Source organism: Roseobacter sp. FCG-D35, from assembly GCF_033436665.1.
GTDB lineage: Bacteria > Pseudomonadota > Alphaproteobacteria > Rhodobacterales > Rhodobacteraceae > JAWQFO01.
Map to the genome: position 1 here is coordinate 555,842 of NZ_JAWQFO010000002.1, position 15,714 is coordinate 571,555.

Below are 15,714 nucleotides of genomic sequence, written 5' to 3' on the forward strand. Positions count from 1 at the left end.
GGCGGATGAATTGACGAACGTTCTACCTTCAAGTGTTTGAACCGAAAGCAGAAAACGAAAAATCGCGGTGATCCCATGCCGTCGTTGACAGGACCCTTGGCGTGCGCCTAGGCAGGATCACCTAGCGGAGACGCGCCATGCGCCTGAACGCACGGCTGAACGCCCTGATCCTTGTCCTGTCGCTGGCCGGTTGCGCCGCGCCGCCCTACCCGGGCGCGCCGCGCCTTGCCGCTGGCCAGGAAACATCCCCGGACGTGACGGTGCAGGAGGTGACGGTCGCGGTGCCGCGCAGCCTGACCGTCTCCGAGGAGAGCACCTACTACCCTGCGGCCGATATCGTGTGGCGTGGCGAACCACGCGGAGACCGCTATGCCCAGGTGACGGCGATCTTCGCCGAGGCCGGGCGCCGTGCCGTGCGTCCCTTGAGTGGAACCAGGAAGGTGGCGGCGGACATCGAGGTGACGCGCTTTCACTCGGTAACCGAGGTTGCGCGCTACACGGTGGGCGGCGTGCATTCGATCACCTTCGAAATGCTGATGCGCGACGCCAGCACCGGCGCGCCGCTGGGGCCGCGGCGGGTCATCAAGGCCGATCTCCGGGCTTTCGGAGGGCAAAAGGCGGTCGATGCCGATGCCGCGGGACAGACCCAGAAGGTCAGGATCATCGCCCACCTAGAGACCGTGATCCGAAGCGAACTGGTCAACCCCGATGCCTACGGGTCCACCGGTGGCTGACAGCAGATCGGCCCTTTCCCGCGGACACCGAAAGCACTATTGCCCGGGACATGACACAGACCTCGCCTGCATCCGACCTGCCGACCGTCCGGCTCATGCCGAAGGCCAACGCCCGTGCGATCCGCCACGGTGCGCCCTGGGTCTTCGCAAACGAACTCGTCACCGACCGGCGGACGAAGGCGCTGGCACCGGGAAGCATCGCGGTTCTGCAAGATCACGAACGCACGCCGATGGGTCTCGTCGCGGTAAACTCGCGGTCACGGATCATCGCGCGGATGCTCGACCCGGATCCAGCCGCGCAGATCGATGCTGCGTGGTTCGGTTGGCGTCTCTCGCGCGCGCTCGACCTGCGGCAAAAGCTTTATGACACGCCTTTCTACCGACTGGTCCATGCCGAGGCCGACGGGCTGCCCGGCGTGGTCATCGACCGCTTCGGCGACACCTGCGTCGTGCAACCCAACGCGGCCTGGGCGGAGCGGCATCTCGAGGCTCTGACCGAAGCGCTGGTCGAGGTGACGGGCGCTGAGACGGTGCTCAAGAACGCTTCGGGCCGGACCCGGACGCTCGAAGGGCTGGACGACGCAAGCGCCGTGCTGCGCGGCTCGGCCCCGGACGGACCCTTGCAGGTTCCGATGAACGGCGCGACCTACCTGGCCGACCTCACCGGTGGCCAGAAAACGGGTCTCTTCTTCGACCAGCGGCCCAACCACGCCTTCGCCGCCGGGCTGGCGCGCGGGGCGCGCGTGCTCGACGTGTTCAGCCATGTCGGCGGTTTCGCGCTGGCCTGCCTTGCCGGTGGCGCGGTCTCCGCGCTGGCCGTCGATGGCTCGGCTCCGGCGCTCGAGCTTGCGCAGGGCGGGGCGCAGGCCTCGGGTGTCGCGGACCGCTTCGCGACCCGTCCGGGCGATGCCTTCGAGGTGCTGACCGCCCTGCGCGCCGAGGGTGCGCAGTTCGACGTGGTGATCTGCGATCCGCCGGCCTTCGCGCCCTCGAAACAGGCGCTCGAGGCCGGGCTGCGCGCCTATGAACGGATCGCCCGTCTGGCTGCGCCGCTGGTGGCCGACAACGGAATCCTCGGGCTCTGCTCCTGTTCGCACGCCGCCGATCTCTCGGTGTTTCGCGCGGCATCGGTGCGCGGGATCGGCCGGGCCGGCCGGCGCGGCGTGCTGATCCACACCGGCGCTGCGGGACCGGATCACCCGGTCCTGCCGCAACTGGCCGAAAGCGGCTATCTCAAGTCGCTGTTCTTCCGGGTCTGACGCCATGCGCATCGTGCTTGACGCCTGTGTGCTTTATCCGACGGTGATGCGCCAAGTGATCCTCGGTGCCGCGCGTGCCACCGGTGCCTTCGAGCCGGTCTGGTCGGCGCGAATCCTCGAGGAATGGGCGCGCGCAGCGGAAAAACTGGGACCGGAAGGCGCGGCACAGGCGCGGGGTGAAATCGTCCTGCTGCGCGCCGATTGGCCGGACGCCGAGCGTCGTCCCGAGCCGGGGATCGAGGCGCGCCTCTGGCTGCCGGATCCCGCCGACGTTCATGTACTTGCGGTGGCCGTCGGGTCATCCGCTGACGCAATCATGACGCTGAACGCAAAGGATTTTCCACGCGGCACGCTGGCCGAGGAGGGGCTGGTGCGCATCGACCCCGACGCATTGCTGAGCTCGCTCGCGCAGGAACATGTGGAGGCGATGCGCACCGTCGGTGCAGAGATTCTGGCAGAGGCGCGGCGGCTGTCTGGCGAGGACTGGACGCTGCGGGGTCTGATGAAGAAGGCGCGGCTGCCGCGCCTCGGCAAGCAACTCGACCGGCCCTGAAGTGGGGCCCGGCCGGCGCTCAGGTCTGGTCGTCGACGGACCAGCGCGCGCCCAAGGTTCGAAGCGCCTTGATCCGCTCTTCGGTGGCCGGATGACTCAGCAGCCAGGCCGGCGCCCCGGCACCACCGCGCCCGGACAGCCCGTCGAGCTTGTGAAAGAGGCTGATCTGCGGCTCGATCCCGATTCCGGCCTTGGTCAGAAGGGCCGCGGCATATGCGTCGGCCTCGAACTCGTCCTGGCGCGACAGGCGTGCGGCCAGAAGGGTGGCAAGCGCATTGGCGATCCAGATGCCGACGCCCGGGATGATGCGCCCCAGAACCATGGCCAGCGCCGTGCGCAGCGCGTTCTGCCCGGAAAAGTCGATCATCCGCCGCCGGGAATGCCCCAGCGCGACATGGCCCAATTCGTGTGCGACGACCGAGGCCAGCTCTTCCGCGCTGACCTCTCCGACCCGGAACTTGTTGTAGAACCCGCGCGTCACGAAAATTCGCCCATCGGGCGCCGCCAGACCGTTCACGGGATCTATTTCGTAGATATGGACGCGGATCCGCGGCAGGTCGAGCGCAGCGGCAAGCCGGTCCATCAGGGATTTCAGCTTGGGATCGGCGAGCTCGGTCGAACGCGAGTCGAGCTCTTTCGCGGTCCGCCACGCCGAAAAGCGGTACATGGCCAGCGCGTAGAGCACCGCAAGCAGGATCGGTGTGACCTTGAGCATGACCCGGATATGGGGCCTGCGTGCCGGTCTGGCAAGCGCACATGGCGTCACGGTGTGGTCATGCGGCGCGACACGGAACAGCGTCGCGCCGCGGACATTTCGGGTCCCTTCAGGCCAGCTTGGCGTTCAAGGTGATCTCTGCCGTGAAAAGCTTGGAGATCGGGCAGTTTTCCTTTGCGATCTTGGCCGCTTCCTTGAACTGCTCCTCGCTTGCGTCCGCGATCGCCGCGGTCACGTCGAGATGTACCTTCGGAATGTGATACCCGCCGTCCTTCTGTTCAAGCGAGACGGTGGCCTTGGTGTCGATACTGTCGGCGACGAGGTCGTAGTCGCCAAGCACCATCGACAGCGCCATCGAGAAGCAGGCGGCATGTGCGGCCCCAACGAGTTCTTCGGGGTTGGTCTCGGTGCCGCCTTCGAAACGCGACTTGAACCCGTAGGGTTGGTCGGACAGCGCGCCGGTCTCGGTCGACACGTGACCGCGCCCGGAGCGCAGGTCGCCTTCCCATTTCGCGGAGCCGGATTTCGTGATCATGGTGTGTCCTTTCCACTGTCGTTTCGGGTGCGGCAGGTCGCGACAGCCTTTCGGCGCGCCCGGTCTCGCACTCCGACACAACGCGCCGCATCGCCCGCACGTTCCGGCGCGCGACCCGCTCTAGCGGGTCAGCGCCTTCATTCCGCGACCCAGACCGTCCAGCGTCATCGGCACCATGCGATCCGGCCCGATCAGTTCCTGGATCATGGCGATCGACTGGGTATAGCCCCAGTAGGCTTCGGGGACGGGATTGATCCACAGCGTCGCCGGCCATTGCTCGTGGGCCCGCCGCAACCATGTCGCACCGCTTTCGGCGTTCCAGTGCTCGGACGCGCCGCCGGGGTAGGCGATCTCGTAAGGGGACATCGACGCATCCCCGACGAAGATGCAGCGGTAGTCCGGCCCATAGGTGTTGAGGACTTCGTGGGTCGGGATCTGCGCATCCCAGCGCCGCCGGTTGTCGCGCCAGACACCCTCGTAAAGGCAGTTGTGAAAGTAGTAGTGCTCGAGATGCTTGAACTCGGCGCGCGCCGCCGAGAACAGTTCCTCGACGACCTTCACATGCGGGTCCATCGAGCCGCCGACGTCGAAAAACAGCAGCACCTTGACCGCGTTGCGCCGTTCGGGTCGGGTCTTGACGTCGAGATAGCCGTGTTCGGCGGTCGAGCGGATGGTGCCGTTGAGGTCCAGTTCCTCATCCGCGCCGTCGCGCGCCCATCGCCGCAGGCGCTTGAGCGCGACCTTGATGTTGCGCGTGCCCAGCTCCACGGTGTCGTCGAGATTGCGAAATTCACGCTTGTCCCAGACCTTGACCGCTCGCTTGTGCCGCGAGCGGTCCTGCCCGATGCGCACGCCCTCGGGGTTGTAGCCGTAGGCGCCGAAGGGCGAGGTTCCGGCCGTGCCGATCCATTTCGAGCCGCCCTGGTGTCGGCCTTCCTGTTCCTTCAGACGCTCCTTGAGCGTTTCCATCAGCTTGTCGAAACCGCCCAGGGCCTCGATCTCGGCCTTCTCGGCGTCCGACAGGTGTTTTTCGGCCATCTTCTCGAGCCATTCGCGCGGAATGTCGACTGCTTCGAGCACCTCTTCAGGCGTGATCGCCTCGAGCCCTGCAAAGGCGGCCGAGAAGGCGCGGTCGAACTTGTCGATATTGCGCTCGTCCTTCACCAGTGTCAGCCGGGCGAGATAGTAGAAGGCCTCGACATCGTAGGTCACGAGGTCGGCCTTCATCGCCTCGAGAAACGACAGGAACTCCCGCAGGGAGACCGGCACGGCATTGCGGCGCAGGGCATCGAAGAAGGGCAGGAACATCTCGGGCGGCCTCTCTGGATGACCTCAGACTATCGCGCGGCAGCACTGGGGACCAGAACGGGCGAGACGGCGGTCAGACTGCCGGGAAAACAGCGGCTTGCGGACCTTGGTTCACAGCAAAGTGCGGTCGAGGATCACCGTGGCGATCAGCCCGACGACGGTGAAGGCCAGCGCATAGCCGGCGGCGTATTGCGCGATGTCCTTGCGGTTGCCGTTGCGCCGAGCGGCGGTCATCCCGCCGATCACGGCGCCGGCGATGGCGGCGAGGATCACGATCATCTGCTACGCGCGCTCCTTGGTTCAGCTGCGGTTCAGACCTTTCAGCGGGTTCAGCCCGGCAATCTCGCTTTGCCGGTCGCGGACCGCCCAGTCCGGGCCGAAGCCGTATCGCGCCCATCCCAGACTGTCCAGCCTGACCGCGCGCGCCTCGGTGTCGCGGCCTACGAGCTCGAGTGCCTCGGCCTTGAGCAGCATCAGCGTGGCAAGCAGGGCGGCATTCTCGGAACCCGCTGCGGCAGCCAGGTTCGGCTCGAGGCGCGACAGCGCGGCGGCGCCGTCGCCTTCGGCGACCGCGTAGGCGGCAAGTTGGCTTGCGACATAGGCGCGATGCAGCCGGGTCTGCGGCGACCGGGCGTAGTAGCGGTCGGCCAGCAGGAACTCGCGGTAGGCATCGCCGGGGTCGGACGGCTGCAAAACGCGGGCGCGGGCGTAATGGGCAAAGGCGCGGCGCTGGTCCTGCCAGCCGAGCTGCACCGCGATGCGGACGGCCTGCGCCGAGGCGCGGCTGCGCTGGGCGTAGGACGCCCCGGGGCCAAGCGCGGTCTCGATGGCCTGGCGCCATTCGCGCGGGGTCTCCTGCGCATAACGCGCCGGCCGCCCGGCGCCGGCGGGATTGATGCGTGCGAAGATGCCGGGCAGCCGGGCCGCGACCTGTTCACGGGACATGCCCGAGCGCAGTTCGGGCGCGTAGGTGGCGCGCAGGATCAGCATGTCATGGGCGGTCAGCACCGAGTGCATGTTGTCGTCGTTGAAGACCGAGTCGGGCAGACGGTAGAGGTCGTTGAGCGGCCCGAGCGACTGCGCCAGTTCCTCGTGCAGACAATCGCGGATCTCCTGCGGCGGGGCGTCGGCGGGCAGGAAAATGGCAAGCCGCGTCCGTTCCTTCAGCAATGTCCAGTTGGTGCGGGCATTGCGGCGATTGGCGCGATATTCGGAGAAACTGCCGACATTGGGTGCGACGAAACACGCCGCCTGCGGCAACACGGTGCGGATCTGCTCGGACGAGACCGCCTCGATGGTGATCGACGCGCCGGCACCGGTGCTGCGGCGGATGTCGATGCCCGCCTCGTTGCGCAGCCGCGTCAGAAGCTGCGTGAGGTCCGCCGACAGCGAGGGAGACGGCCGTCCGCTCAGGCGCAGCGTGATCGGGCCCTCGAAACGCGTGAAGACCGGCAGGCCGCGCCCGCTTTCGAGCGCGAAGGAAAGGTCGAGGAAATCGCGCGTCAGATCGGCGTTGGAAGTCGTGGAGGGCGGCACCGGCGAGGGCTCGAACCGCTTCATCGGCGGCAGGTTGGTCTCGACGATGGCCGCGCGACTGGGCGTGGCGCCCTGTTCGACCGGCGCGCAAGCGTGCAGGAGCACCAGCACCGGCAGCGCAAGCCGGGACAGGCGGCGCCGGGCGCTCATGTGCGGTTGTACTTCACGAAGGGCGTCAGCGTGCCGATCCGGTCGTAGAGCCGGCGCGCCGTGGCGTTGGAATCCTGGGTCAGCCAGTAGACGTTCGGCGCGCCGGCGGCATCGGCCGCGGCATAGACCGCCTCGATCAGGGCGCGGCCGATGCCCATGCCGCGCACATCCGGGTCGGCGTAGAGATCCTGAAGGTAGCAGACGTTCTCGACCGACCAGCCGTGACGATGAAAGAGGTAATGCGTGAGGCCCACGAGCCGCCCGTCGAGCACGGCAACGAGCCCGCTGAAATCCTGCGGATCGTCGCCCATCAGGCGCTCGAAGTAGAGATCGTGTATCTCTTGCGGACGCGAGGTTTCGTAGAATGCCAGGTACGCGGCCCAGAGCCGCGACCAGTCTGCCTTGTCGGACGCCTGCAGCGGCCGCACCTCGAGCGCGGGGTGTTCGGTCATCTTGCCTGCCTCGTTCGCCCGGGGTCTTTTGCCCCGGTACTGTTGCACCAGCGTAGTTAACGCCGGATGAAAGGCGCCTGCCAAGTCAAAGAGCGCCGGAAGCGGCCCGAGCGCGCGGCAGGTGATGCGCCTGCGCCGCAGTCTTGCACGGCGTACCCCCGGATCAGGCCAGCAGCGCCAGCGGGATCAGCGAGATGAGGCTGGTCCAGATGATGACCTGCGTGATCGCCTCGCTGCGCACGCCGTGCAGCAGCGCCAGCGCAAAGGCCATCATGCCCGAGGGGCCGGCCGCGTTCAGGATGAACTGCGCCCCGGCGGGGTCCCCCGGCGCCACGCCCGCCAGCGCCACCCAGACCAGCACGGGGAACAGCGCCAGTTTCATCCCCGAAATCGCAAGGACCACGGGGGTCGGGACGAGCGGGCTGCCCGACAGGATCACCCCGACCGCAAGCAGGGTCAGCGGCGGGGCCGCCGATCCCGCGAAGTCGAGCGCGGTGACCAGCGGCGCGGGCACCGTCAGCCCCGCGATGTTGACGGCGATCGCCAGCAGGATCGCGATCAGAACCGGGTTGACGGCCATCGAGGCCAGCGCGGCCCGGGGGCCACGGCCGCCGCGGAGAAGTTCCATCGAGATGATGAAGAAGCCGAAAGCGAAGGTGGAATCCCACGCGGCGATCGCGGTGATCGGCGCGGCGCCCTCGGCGCCGTAAATCAGCACCGAGATCGGCCAGACATAAAGCAGCGAATTGACGAAGACGACCGCCATGCCCAGCAGCCAGCTTTCGGCTCGTCCGCGGTGGAACACCCGAAAGGCCACCTGGTAGGCCAGTACGAAGGCCACAATCTCGGCCAGGGCGTACCCCGCAAGCGGGCGCAGCGGAAAGCTCGAGACATCGATGCGTGCCACCAGCAGGAAGATCAGCGCGGGCTGGAAGACGAGGAACGAGATCCGGTTGACGGCCCGCGCTTCTTGCGCGCCGATCACACCGACGCGGCCAAGCAGGAAGCCGAGCGCGAGGAGCGAGAAGACCGGGAGGATGTTCCCAGTGAGAATGTCGAGCACGCGCGCGCTCTCAGCCGTTCCGGCGCGCCATGAAGGCGAGGCGTTCGAAAAGATGCACGTCCTGCTCGTTTTTCAGCAACGCCCCGTGCAGGCGCGGCAGGGCGCTGGCGCCTGAGGTCTTGAGATCCTCGGCGGTCAGATCCTCGGCCAGCAGCAGCTTGAGCCAGTCGAGAACTTCGGAGGTCGAGGGTTTCTTCTTGAGCCCCTGCTGGTCGCGGATCTCGTAGAACTGCGTCAGCGCCGTGGTCAGCAGCGCGTCCTTGATGCCCGGGTGATGGACTTCGACGATCTTCTTCAGCGTCTCGATGTCCGGAAAACGGATGTAGTGGAAGAAACAGCGCCGCAGGAAGGCGTCGGGCAGCTCTTTCTCGTTGTTCGAGGTGATGATGACGATCGGGCGTTGCCTGGCGCGGATCGTCTCGCCGGTCTCGTAGACGAAGAACTCCATCCGGTCGAGTTCCTGCAGCAGGTCGTTCGGGAACTCGATGTCCGCCTTGTCGATCTCGTCGATCAGCAGCACCACCTTCTCGTCGGCCTCGAAGGCTTCCCAGAGCTTGCCCTTGCGGATGTAGTTCTTCACGTCATGCACGCGTTCGTCGCCAAGCTGGCTGTCGCGCAGCCGGCTCACCGCGTCGTATTCGTAAAGACCCTGCTGCGCCCGCGTGGTCGATTTCACGTTCCAGTCGATCATCCGCAGGCCGAGGCCCGAGGCGACCTGTCGCGCAAGTTCGGTCTTGCCGGTCCCGGGTTCGCCCTTGACGAGCAGCGGGCGTTCCAGCGTGACCGCCGCGTTGACGGCGATGGTCAGGTCCTCGGTGGCGACGTAGGCATCGGTACCTTCAAATTTCATCAAATTGTCAATCCTTTGGGCGTCATCAACTCGCACCGCTTTTAGCCGAAAATCCGCCGGATTGTGTAGTGACAATCGGCATGTCGTGGGGTAGATGCACGCCCATGGGGGCGTTTGGCCCGAGGAAAAAGTCGCTTATGAACGACGTGAGCCATCTCGAGGGGAAAAGAATGAAGCAGGAGACCTTCCTGTCGGACAATTACCGTCCGGCAGAGGACGAGCCATTCATGAACGAGCGACAGCTCGAGTACTTCCGGAGGAAATTGCTGACCTGGAAATCCGAGCTTCTCGCCGGATCGCGCGACACCATCGAAGGCCTTCAGGACGGCACCCGCAACATTCCCGACGTGGCCGACCGTGCGAGTGAGGAAACCGACCGCGCGCTCGAACTTCGCACCCGTGACCGTCAGCGCAAGCTCGTCGCCAAGATCGACGCGGCGCTGCGCCGGATCGACGAGGGCGAATTCGGCTACTGCCTCGTTACCGGCGAGCCGATCTCGCTCAAGCGCCTCGACGCGCGACCGATCGCGACGATGAGCCTCGAGGCTCAGGAACGCCACGAACGCCGCGAGAAGGTCCACCGCGACGATTGATGCCTCCCGGTTGTCCGGGACCCGCAGATGACAGAACAGACCGCAAAGCGCCGGGCCAGCGACCCGGCGCTTTTTTTGTTGGAGAATGGGGCGTTGAGCGACAAAGCTATCGTGATCGGAGCGGGCATCGGCGGGCTGGCCTGCGCGGCGGCATTGGCGCAGCGCGGTATCGCGGTCACCGTGCTGGAGCAGGCCGATGCGATCCGCGAAGTGGGCGCCGGCCTGCAGATCAGCCCCAATGGGCTCAACGTCCTCTCGGCGCTTGGCTGCACGCCGGCACTTCATCAAACGGGCGCGGTCAAGGCCGAGGCCGTCGTGCTCGAAGACGGTCTCGACGGGCGCACCGTCGCCCGGCTCGACCTCGCCCGGACGGCGCCGGGGCAATACCTCTGCGTTCACCGCGCCGACCTCGTCTCGGTGCTGGCCTCCACGGCGCGCGACCTCGGCGTTGTCGTGGAACTGGGATGCCGGGTTCGGCGCGTTCTGCCGGGCGCTGCGCCGGGCGTCGAACTCGACGACGGCACGCGTCGCAACGCCGACATCGTGATCTGCGCCGACGGTCTGCACTCGGTCGGGCGCAATGCGTTCGGCGAGGCGCCGCCGGCTCACTTCACCGGTCAGGCGGCCTGGCGCGCAACCGTTCCCTTGCGGGGACCGGTCCCGCCCGAGGTGCATGTCGTCATGGGGCCGGGCCGGCATCTGGTCAGCTATCCGTTGCGGGGCGGACGGCTGTTGAACCTCGTCGCCGTCGAGGAGCGCACGGAGTGGACCGAGGAGGGCTGGGCGCATGGTGACGACCCGATGCACCTGCGCCGTGCCTTCGCGGGGCTCATGGGCACGCGGATGCATCTGCTGCACAATGTCAGCGCCGTCAACATCTGGGGTCTCTTCCGGCACCCGGTTGCCGCGTCCTGGTACTCTGACGGCGTCGCGCTTCTGGGCGACGCGGCGCATCCCACCCTGCCGTTTCTCGCGCAGGGCGCCAACCTCGCGCTCGAGGATGCCTGGGTGCTCGCGCAATGCGTGGCCGAAGGCGATCTTGTCGCCTACCAGGGCCTGCGTGAGGCCCGCGTGCGCCGGGTGATCGCCGCCGCCGAAAGCAACGCATGGAAATACCACATGCGCCCGGGCCTGGCCCGCAGCGCCGCGCACACGGCACTGCGCATTGCCAGCCGCGCCGCGCCCGGCCTGCTTGTCGGCCAGTTCGACTGGATCTACCGCAAGGACGTCACCGCCTGAGCCGGCTCACTTCGCGCGCTGGAGCATACCGAAGAGATCGCGCGGATCGTCCGGGTCGGCCAGAAGGTCGAGCGGATGGAAAAGCCCCGTATCCCCGATCCGGTCGCGCACGAAGCGCAAGGCCGAGAAATCCTCGATCGCGAAGCCAACGGAATCGAAGAGCGTGATCTGCCGCTCGGACGTGCGCCCCGGCTTCGCGCCCGTCAGCACCTCCCAGATCTCGGTCACCGGATGTTCCGGAGCAAGCTGCTGGATCTCGCCTTCGATCCGCGTCTGTTCGGGATACTCCACGAAGATCTCAGACCGTGTCAGGATCGCTGGCGCCAGTTCGGTCTTGCCCGGGCAGTCGCCGCCGATGGCGTTGATGTGCACACCCGCGCCCACCATGTTGTCGGTCAGGATCGTCGCGTACTGCTTGTCCGCCGTGCAGGTGGTCAGGATCTGCGCACCCATGATCGCCTCTTCGGCGCTGTCGCAGGACACCACCCGCAGACCCGATCCGGCAAGGTTGGCCGCGCATTTGCGCGTCGCCGCGGGATCGGTGTCGTAAAGCCGAACCTCCTTCAGCCCCAGCACCGCCTTCATCGCCAGCGACTGGAACTCGGACTGCGCACCGTTGCCGATCATCGCCATGGTTGTCGCGCCGGCCGGCGCCAGAAGCTTGGCGACCAGCGCCGAGGTCGCCGCCGTGCGCATCGCCGTCAGCATCGTCATTTCGGTCAGCAGCACCGGGTAGCCCGTACCCACGTCTGCCAGCAGCCCGAAGGCGGTGACTGTCTGCAGCCCCTCGGCGGTGTTCTTGGGATGCCCGTTGACGTACTTGAAGCCGTAGACCTCGCCGTCCGAGGTCGGCATCAGCTCGATCACGCCTTCGGCGGAATGCGAGGCCACGCGTGGCGTCTTGTCGAAAAGCTGCCAGCGCCGGAAATCCTCCTCGATGTAACCCGCAAGCCCGCGCAGCATCTCCTCCACCCCGATGTGATGGATGAGCTGCATCATGTGATCGACGGAAACGAAGGGCACGAGCGCCTTGTCGGACGGTTGCAGGGTCATGTCGGTCTCTCTCAATAGGCGCGGGTCGGGCGGTCGAAGACGCGCCGCCCGAGGGCCGAGGCGGCCAGATCGACCATCACCTGCGCGGTACGGCCGCGTTCGTCGAGGAAGGGGTTCAGCTCGACCAGATCGAATGAGGTCATCAGCCCGGAGTCGTGCAGCATCTCCATCACGAGGTGGCCTTCGCGGATCGTGGCGCCGCCGGGAACGGTGGTGCCGACCGCCGGCGCCACAGACGGGTCGAGGAAATCGACGTCGAGCGAGACATGCAGCATGCCGTTCGCCGCGGAGACGCGGTCGAGAAAGCTCTGAAGGGGCTTCGCGATCCCGTGCTCGTCGATGTCGCGCATGTCCACGCGGTGGATCGACGTGTCCTGAAGTGCCGCACGCTCCGGTGCGTCCACCGACCGCAGTCCGATGATCGCGATGTGCTCTTGCTGCAGCGGGGTGGGGAGGGCCGGGAAGCCGTCAAAGCCTGCGCGTCCGGTCACATAGCCCAGCGGCGTGCCGTGCAGGTTGCCCGAATCCGTCGTCTCGGGCGTGTGATAGTCGCTGTGCGCGTCGAGCCAGAGCACGAAGAGCGGCCGGCCCACCGACTCGGCATGGCGCATCGCGCCCAGCACCGTGCCCAGCGACAGTGCGTGATCGCCGCCCAGGAAGATCGGCAACCCGCGCTTCAGACCGTCCTCGGCCGCGTCCGCCAGCGCCTCGGTCCAGGCGGCCGTCTCCTCGCGCGCATGCAGCTTCGGGTGCGGCTTGGGCTCGAAACGCCGGGGCCCCACGTTGCCGGTGTCGATCACGGTATGGCCGAGATCGGCCAGCGCCTGGCCCAGCCCCGCGGTGCGGTAGGCGTCGGGGCCCATCAAACAGCCGGTCCGGCGCTTGCCGCTGTCCACCGGCGCGCCGATCAGAAGGCAGGTCTGCTGGGTCATTCGTGGCTCCGTCTCTCAAAGGGGTCGCGCGCCGTCATACCGCCCGATATGCGGCATGGACAAGCGGCCACATCGCGCATTATGAAGCCACAAGGATCGCTTTGGACAAGGCCAATGGACGAAACGGACAAGCGACTGGTTGCTGCCCTGCGTCACGACGCACGGGCATCGCTGTCGGATCTCGCGGCGCGGCTCGGACTGTCCCGCGCAACGGTTCGCAGCCGCATCACAAGGCTGCGTGAAAACGGCGACATCATCGGCTTCACCGTCGTCCTGCGCGAGGACACGCTCGCCGATCCAGTGCGCGGCCTGATGATGATCGGTATCGAGGGCCGTGGTACCGACCGCATCCTGCGCCAGTTGCGCGGCATGGCCGAGGTCCGCCAGGTGTGGTCGACCAACGGGCGCTGGGACGTGATCGTGGAGATCGGCACCGAAACCCTCGAAGCCTTCGACGCGGTGCTCTCGGCGATCCGCCGCTTCGATGGCGTCACCGCAAGCGAGACCAGCCTCCTGCTCTCGACACGCAAGACCGGATGAGGGTGTCTCTGGTTCAAAAATATCCTCGGGGGAGCGCGAGGGGGCAGACAGCCCCCTCGTTTCTGCAGCCTCTCAGCTGCGCGCCGCGCGCAGCCAGAACACCACCAACACCAGCGACAGAAATGCGTTCCAGCCGGCCATGGACAGGCCGAAAAGAGACCAGACCACCTCGTCGCACATCACCAAGCCGACCGGTCCGTCGGTCGACAGCAGGTCCGCTCCGGACATTGTGCCCAGATCGAGCCCGCCGCCGCTGCAACTGGCCGGCCCCGGCCACCAGCGCCATTCCACGCCGGCGTGATAGGCCCCGATCAGCGCAGTCGTTGCCGCCGCCAGCGCTCCAAGCCAGATCAGGGCCACCCGAGGCACGCTCGCAAGCCAGACCGCGCCCGCGGCCACGGCGACACCGTGGGGCCAGCGCTGCCACAGACACATCTTGCAGGGCGCATAGCCGCCGAGGTGCTGGAAGGCGAAAGCGCCGATGAGCAGCGCGGCCGAGCCCAGCGTCGCCAGACCGATCCAGGTGGCGCGGGTCACAGGTACCTCACGAGGAAGAAGCCGCCGATCAGCAGCACGACGAAGAGCGTGAAGACCAGACCCAGCCGGCGCTCGATGAACTCGCGGACCGGAGCGCCGAAAGCGCGCAGCAGTCCCGCGACGACGAAGAACCGGATGCCGCGGGCCAGCAGCGAGGTCGCGGTGAAGGTCGCCAGCGGCATGCCGGTCCATCCCGACATGATGGTGATGACCTTGTAGGGAAACGGCGTGATCCCCGCCGTCAGCACTGCCCAGAAGCCGAAGTCGTTGAAGCGCGTCCCAAAGGCCGCCATGGCATCGGCCTTGCCGAGCATTTCCAGGATCGGCCGGCCGATGGTCTCGAAGGCAAAGGCGCCGATCGCATAACCGAGAAGCCCGCCCAGCACCGAGGACACCATGGCCACCAGCGCGATCAGCCAGGCCCGGTGCGGGGCGGCAAGGATCATCGGTATCATCAGTACGTCGGGCGGGATCGGGAAGAACGAGCTTTCCACGAAGGACACGACCGCCAGGACCCAGAGCGCGTTGGGATGGTCGGCCATACCGATCACCCAATCGTAAAGGCGTCTGATCATGCGGCGTCGTCCGGGATTGTTGGGCTCGGACCCTGCAAGATCACGGGGCATGGCGGGCGTCAAGGCAACCGGCACGCCGGGCGCCGAAAAACCTCTTGCCCGATCCCGGCGCGGCGGCTACATCGCGAGGGATCGGCCCCGTGGGCCCAAGTGGCGGAATGGTAGACGCAGCGGATTCAAAATCCGCCGGCTTAACGGCCTTGTCGGTTCGAGTCCGACCTTGGGTACCAGCCTCCATCCCGATGAACCCTGTCTTTCGAACCGCGCCGCTGATGTCAGCGCGCCCAGGCATGCCACTGATCGAGCGATCCCGCGAAGACGTTGACGTCGACCGGCCCGCGCACGCCGGGAACCTTGCCGGTGCCGGTGTACTGCCAGAAAGTCCATTCTTCCCCCGGGTAGGTGACCCGCGGGTGATCGCGCACCGAGCGCAGCCAGAACTGGGTGCGCGGCAGTTTGCCGATTTCCGTATCGCGGTAGAAATCGAGCGTGGTGTAGACGATCGGGCGCTTGCCGTAATGTCTCTCGAGAATGTCGAGGAACTTCGCCGCTTCGGCCCGCGCGGTGCTGCCGGGCGGGCGCAGGCGGCAGGTCGGGGACTTGTGGTTCCATTCCATGTCGAGAACATGGGGCAGGGCGTAGCGGTCGCGCGGCACATTCTCGATGAACCAGGCCGCCTGTTCCTCGGCCGGGCGGCAGAAGTAGTAGAAATGATACGCGCCATGCCGGACACCGGCCTGCCGCGCGCCATTCCAGTGCTGCTCGAACATCGGGTCGAGGATATCGCCCCCCTCGGTCGCCTTCATGAAGACGAAGGCCACGCCCGAGGCCCGCGCCGCGCGCCAGTCGATGTCGTCCTGCCAGCGCGAGACGTCGATCCCGTGCACGGGATACTGCGTCGGCTTGCGGCTCGGCCAGTCGACGGCCTTGTGATCGCCGAAGGCCGGGAAGGACATCACCGCGTTGCGCGACGAAAGCTGTGGTGCGGGGGAGGTGTCGGGGCCGCTGCCCGAACATGCCGAGAGAATGAGGGCGATCGTTGCGGCGAGAAGGGAACTGCGCATCGTTTTTGCCTGTATTGTTTTGCCCG

19 protein-coding genes and 1 tRNA gene are annotated in these 15,714 nt (G+C 66.8%); 7 read left to right on the plus strand and 13 right to left on the minus strand.

Annotated elements, in window-relative coordinates; all coding sequences use genetic code 11:
* The first annotated feature begins 137 nt into the window (after window positions 1-137).
* Genes R5H30_RS06830 through R5H30_RS06840 form a run of 3 tightly spaced genes read left to right on the plus strand, consistent with a single transcriptional unit; the run spans window position 138 to window position 2,546 of the window.
* Window positions 138-734 carry a DUF6778 family protein gene (locus R5H30_RS06830; protein WP_318327348.1) on the plus strand — a complete coding sequence of 199 codons (597 nt, stop codon included), beginning with the start codon at window positions 138-140 and terminating at the stop codon, window positions 732-734.
* A gap of 50 nt (window positions 735-784) precedes the next feature.
* The gene (locus tag R5H30_RS06835) at window positions 785-1,993 is read left to right on the plus strand and encodes an RSP_2647 family RNA methyltransferase (RefSeq protein WP_318327349.1); all 1,209 of its coding nucleotides are present in this window, start codon (window positions 785-787) and stop codon (window positions 1,991-1,993) included.
* 4 nt (window positions 1,994-1,997) lie between these two features.
* Entirely contained in the window at window positions 1,998-2,546 is a 549-nt protein-coding gene (locus R5H30_RS06840; RefSeq protein WP_318327350.1) for an RSP_2648 family PIN domain-containing protein, read from the plus strand.
* Window positions 2,547-2,565: 19 nt separating this feature from the next.
* Here the strand turns inward: R5H30_RS06840 and R5H30_RS06845 are convergent, their stop codons facing one another.
* The 8 genes from R5H30_RS06845 to R5H30_RS06880 form a co-directional block, all read right to left on the minus strand.
* Window positions 2,566-3,261 carry a M48 family metallopeptidase gene (locus R5H30_RS06845; RefSeq protein WP_318327351.1) on the minus strand — a complete coding sequence of 232 codons (696 nt, stop codon included), beginning with the start codon at window positions 3,259-3,261 and terminating at the stop codon, window positions 2,566-2,568.
* A 109-nt stretch (window positions 3,262-3,370) separates the two neighbouring features.
* Window positions 3,371-3,796 (minus strand): OsmC family protein, encoded by a 426-nt coding sequence (locus tag R5H30_RS06850; RefSeq protein WP_318327353.1) that lies wholly within the window; start codon window positions 3,794-3,796, stop codon window positions 3,371-3,373.
* A 120-nt stretch (window positions 3,797-3,916) separates the two neighbouring features.
* The gene (locus tag R5H30_RS06855; protein ID WP_318327355.1) at window positions 3,917-5,104 is read right to left on the minus strand and encodes a vWA domain-containing protein; all 1,188 of its coding nucleotides are present in this window, start codon (window positions 5,102-5,104) and stop codon (window positions 3,917-3,919) included.
* Between the two features lie 111 nt (window positions 5,105-5,215).
* A complete protein-coding gene (locus R5H30_RS06860; protein WP_318327356.1) occupies window positions 5,216-5,383 on the minus strand; it encodes an apolipoprotein acyltransferase in 168 nt (55 codons plus the stop codon).
* A gap of 21 nt (window positions 5,384-5,404) precedes the next feature.
* On the minus strand, window positions 5,405-6,790 hold the full coding sequence (locus R5H30_RS06865) for a DUF2927 domain-containing protein (protein WP_318327357.1): 1,386 nt from the start codon (window positions 6,788-6,790) through the stop codon (window positions 5,405-5,407).
* The gene (locus R5H30_RS06870) at window positions 6,787-7,242 is read right to left on the minus strand and encodes a GNAT family N-acetyltransferase (RefSeq protein WP_318327358.1); all 456 of its coding nucleotides are present in this window, start codon (window positions 7,240-7,242) and stop codon (window positions 6,787-6,789) included. Before R5H30_RS06870 ends, R5H30_RS06865 begins: the two co-directional genes overlap by 4 nt.
* Before the next feature lie 163 nt (window positions 7,243-7,405).
* Complete coding sequence (locus tag R5H30_RS06875; protein ID WP_318327359.1) at window positions 7,406-8,305, minus strand: AEC family transporter; 900 nt, start codon at window positions 8,303-8,305, stop codon at window positions 7,406-7,408.
* Window positions 8,306-8,315: 10 nt separating this feature from the next.
* Entirely contained in the window at window positions 8,316-9,155 is an 840-nt protein-coding gene (locus R5H30_RS06880; RefSeq protein WP_318327360.1) for an AAA family ATPase, read from the minus strand.
* A 137-nt stretch (window positions 9,156-9,292) separates the two neighbouring features.
* On the opposite strand from R5H30_RS06880, the gene dksA reads away from it, so the two are divergent.
* Window positions 9,293-9,748: an RNA polymerase-binding protein DksA gene (gene dksA / locus R5H30_RS06885; protein WP_318327361.1), complete on the plus strand. Its 456-nt coding sequence runs from the start codon at window positions 9,293-9,295 to the stop codon at window positions 9,746-9,748.
* A gap of 93 nt (window positions 9,749-9,841) precedes the next feature.
* Window positions 9,842-10,987, plus strand: coding sequence for an FAD-dependent monooxygenase (locus R5H30_RS06890; RefSeq protein ID WP_318327362.1), 1,146 nt, complete (start codon window positions 9,842-9,844; stop codon window positions 10,985-10,987).
* A 6-nt stretch (window positions 10,988-10,993) separates the two neighbouring features.
* Here R5H30_RS06890 and ocd read toward each other — a convergent pair whose 3' ends face one another.
* Both ocd and rocF read right to left on the minus strand, forming a co-directional pair.
* A complete protein-coding gene (gene ocd, locus R5H30_RS06895; protein ID WP_318327363.1) occupies window positions 10,994-12,040 on the minus strand; it encodes an ornithine cyclodeaminase in 1,047 nt (348 codons plus the stop codon).
* Between the two features lie 11 nt (window positions 12,041-12,051).
* Window positions 12,052-12,972, minus strand: coding sequence for an arginase (gene rocF, locus R5H30_RS06900; RefSeq protein ID WP_318327364.1), 921 nt, complete (start codon window positions 12,970-12,972; stop codon window positions 12,052-12,054).
* Window positions 12,973-13,086: 114 nt separating this feature from the next.
* Between rocF and R5H30_RS06905 the strand changes: the two genes are divergently transcribed.
* Window positions 13,087-13,512 (plus strand): Lrp/AsnC family transcriptional regulator, encoded by a 426-nt coding sequence (locus R5H30_RS06905; RefSeq protein ID WP_318327365.1) that lies wholly within the window; start codon window positions 13,087-13,089, stop codon window positions 13,510-13,512.
* A 72-nt stretch (window positions 13,513-13,584) separates the two neighbouring features.
* On the opposite strand, the gene R5H30_RS06910 is transcribed toward R5H30_RS06905, so the two are convergent.
* Both R5H30_RS06910 and R5H30_RS06915 read right to left on the minus strand, forming a co-directional pair.
* Window positions 13,585-14,049 (minus strand): disulfide bond formation protein B, encoded by a 465-nt coding sequence (locus R5H30_RS06910; protein WP_318327366.1) that lies wholly within the window; start codon window positions 14,047-14,049, stop codon window positions 13,585-13,587.
* Window positions 14,046-14,624 (minus strand): YqaA family protein, encoded by a 579-nt coding sequence (locus R5H30_RS06915; RefSeq protein ID WP_318327367.1) that lies wholly within the window; start codon window positions 14,622-14,624, stop codon window positions 14,046-14,048. Before R5H30_RS06915 ends, R5H30_RS06910 begins: the two co-directional genes overlap by 4 nt.
* Window positions 14,625-14,768: 144 nt before the next feature.
* Between R5H30_RS06915 and R5H30_RS06920 the strand changes: the two genes are divergently transcribed.
* Window positions 14,769-14,854: transfer RNA gene (locus R5H30_RS06920), tRNA-Leu, on the plus strand.
* 45 nt (window positions 14,855-14,899) lie between these two features.
* On the opposite strand, the gene R5H30_RS06925 is transcribed toward R5H30_RS06920, so the two are convergent.
* Window positions 14,900-15,688 (minus strand): glycoside hydrolase family 25 protein, encoded by a 789-nt coding sequence (locus R5H30_RS06925; RefSeq protein WP_318327368.1) that lies wholly within the window; start codon window positions 15,686-15,688, stop codon window positions 14,900-14,902.
* Window positions 15,689-15,714: the final 26 nt, after the last annotated feature.

Excerpts from the sequence above, each read along its gene's own strand:
- R5H30_RS06830 (WP_318327348.1), top strand. The coding sequence starts at position 138 with ATGCGCCTGAACGCACGGCTGAACGCCCTGATCCTTGTCCTGTCGCTG.
- R5H30_RS06835 (WP_318327349.1), top strand. The coding sequence starts at position 785 with ATGACACAGACCTCGCCTGCATCCGACCTGCCGACCGTCCGGCTCATG.
- R5H30_RS06840 (WP_318327350.1), top strand. The coding sequence starts at position 1,998 with ATGCGCATCGTGCTTGACGCCTGTGTGCTTTATCCGACGGTGATGCGC.
- R5H30_RS06845 (WP_318327351.1), bottom strand. The coding sequence starts at position 3,261 with ATGCTCAAGGTCACACCGATCCTGCTTGCGGTGCTCTACGCGCTGGCC.
- R5H30_RS06850 (WP_318327353.1), bottom strand. The coding sequence starts at position 3,796 with ATGATCACGAAATCCGGCTCCGCGAAATGGGAAGGCGACCTGCGCTCC.
- R5H30_RS06855 (WP_318327355.1), bottom strand. The coding sequence starts at position 5,104 with ATGTTCCTGCCCTTCTTCGATGCCCTGCGCCGCAATGCCGTGCCGGTC.
- R5H30_RS06860 (WP_318327356.1), bottom strand. The coding sequence starts at position 5,383 with ATGATCGTGATCCTCGCCGCCATCGCCGGCGCCGTGATCGGCGGGATG.
- R5H30_RS06865 (WP_318327357.1), bottom strand. The coding sequence starts at position 6,790 with ATGAGCGCCCGGCGCCGCCTGTCCCGGCTTGCGCTGCCGGTGCTGGTG.
- R5H30_RS06870 (WP_318327358.1), bottom strand. The coding sequence starts at position 7,242 with ATGACCGAACACCCCGCGCTCGAGGTGCGGCCGCTGCAGGCGTCCGAC.
- R5H30_RS06880 (WP_318327360.1), bottom strand. The coding sequence starts at position 9,155 with ATGAAATTTGAAGGTACCGATGCCTACGTCGCCACCGAGGACCTGACC.
- dksA (WP_318327361.1), top strand. The coding sequence starts at position 9,293 with ATGAACGACGTGAGCCATCTCGAGGGGAAAAGAATGAAGCAGGAGACC.
- ocd (WP_318327363.1), bottom strand. The coding sequence starts at position 12,040 with ATGACCCTGCAACCGTCCGACAAGGCGCTCGTGCCCTTCGTTTCCGTC.
- rocF (WP_318327364.1), bottom strand. The coding sequence starts at position 12,972 with ATGACCCAGCAGACCTGCCTTCTGATCGGCGCGCCGGTGGACAGCGGC.
- R5H30_RS06905 (WP_318327365.1), top strand. The coding sequence starts at position 13,087 with ATGGACGAAACGGACAAGCGACTGGTTGCTGCCCTGCGTCACGACGCA.
- R5H30_RS06915 (WP_318327367.1), bottom strand. The coding sequence starts at position 14,624 with ATGATCAGACGCCTTTACGATTGGGTGATCGGTATGGCCGACCATCCC.
- R5H30_RS06925 (WP_318327368.1), bottom strand. The coding sequence starts at position 15,688 with ATGCGCAGTTCCCTTCTCGCCGCAACGATCGCCCTCATTCTCTCGGCA.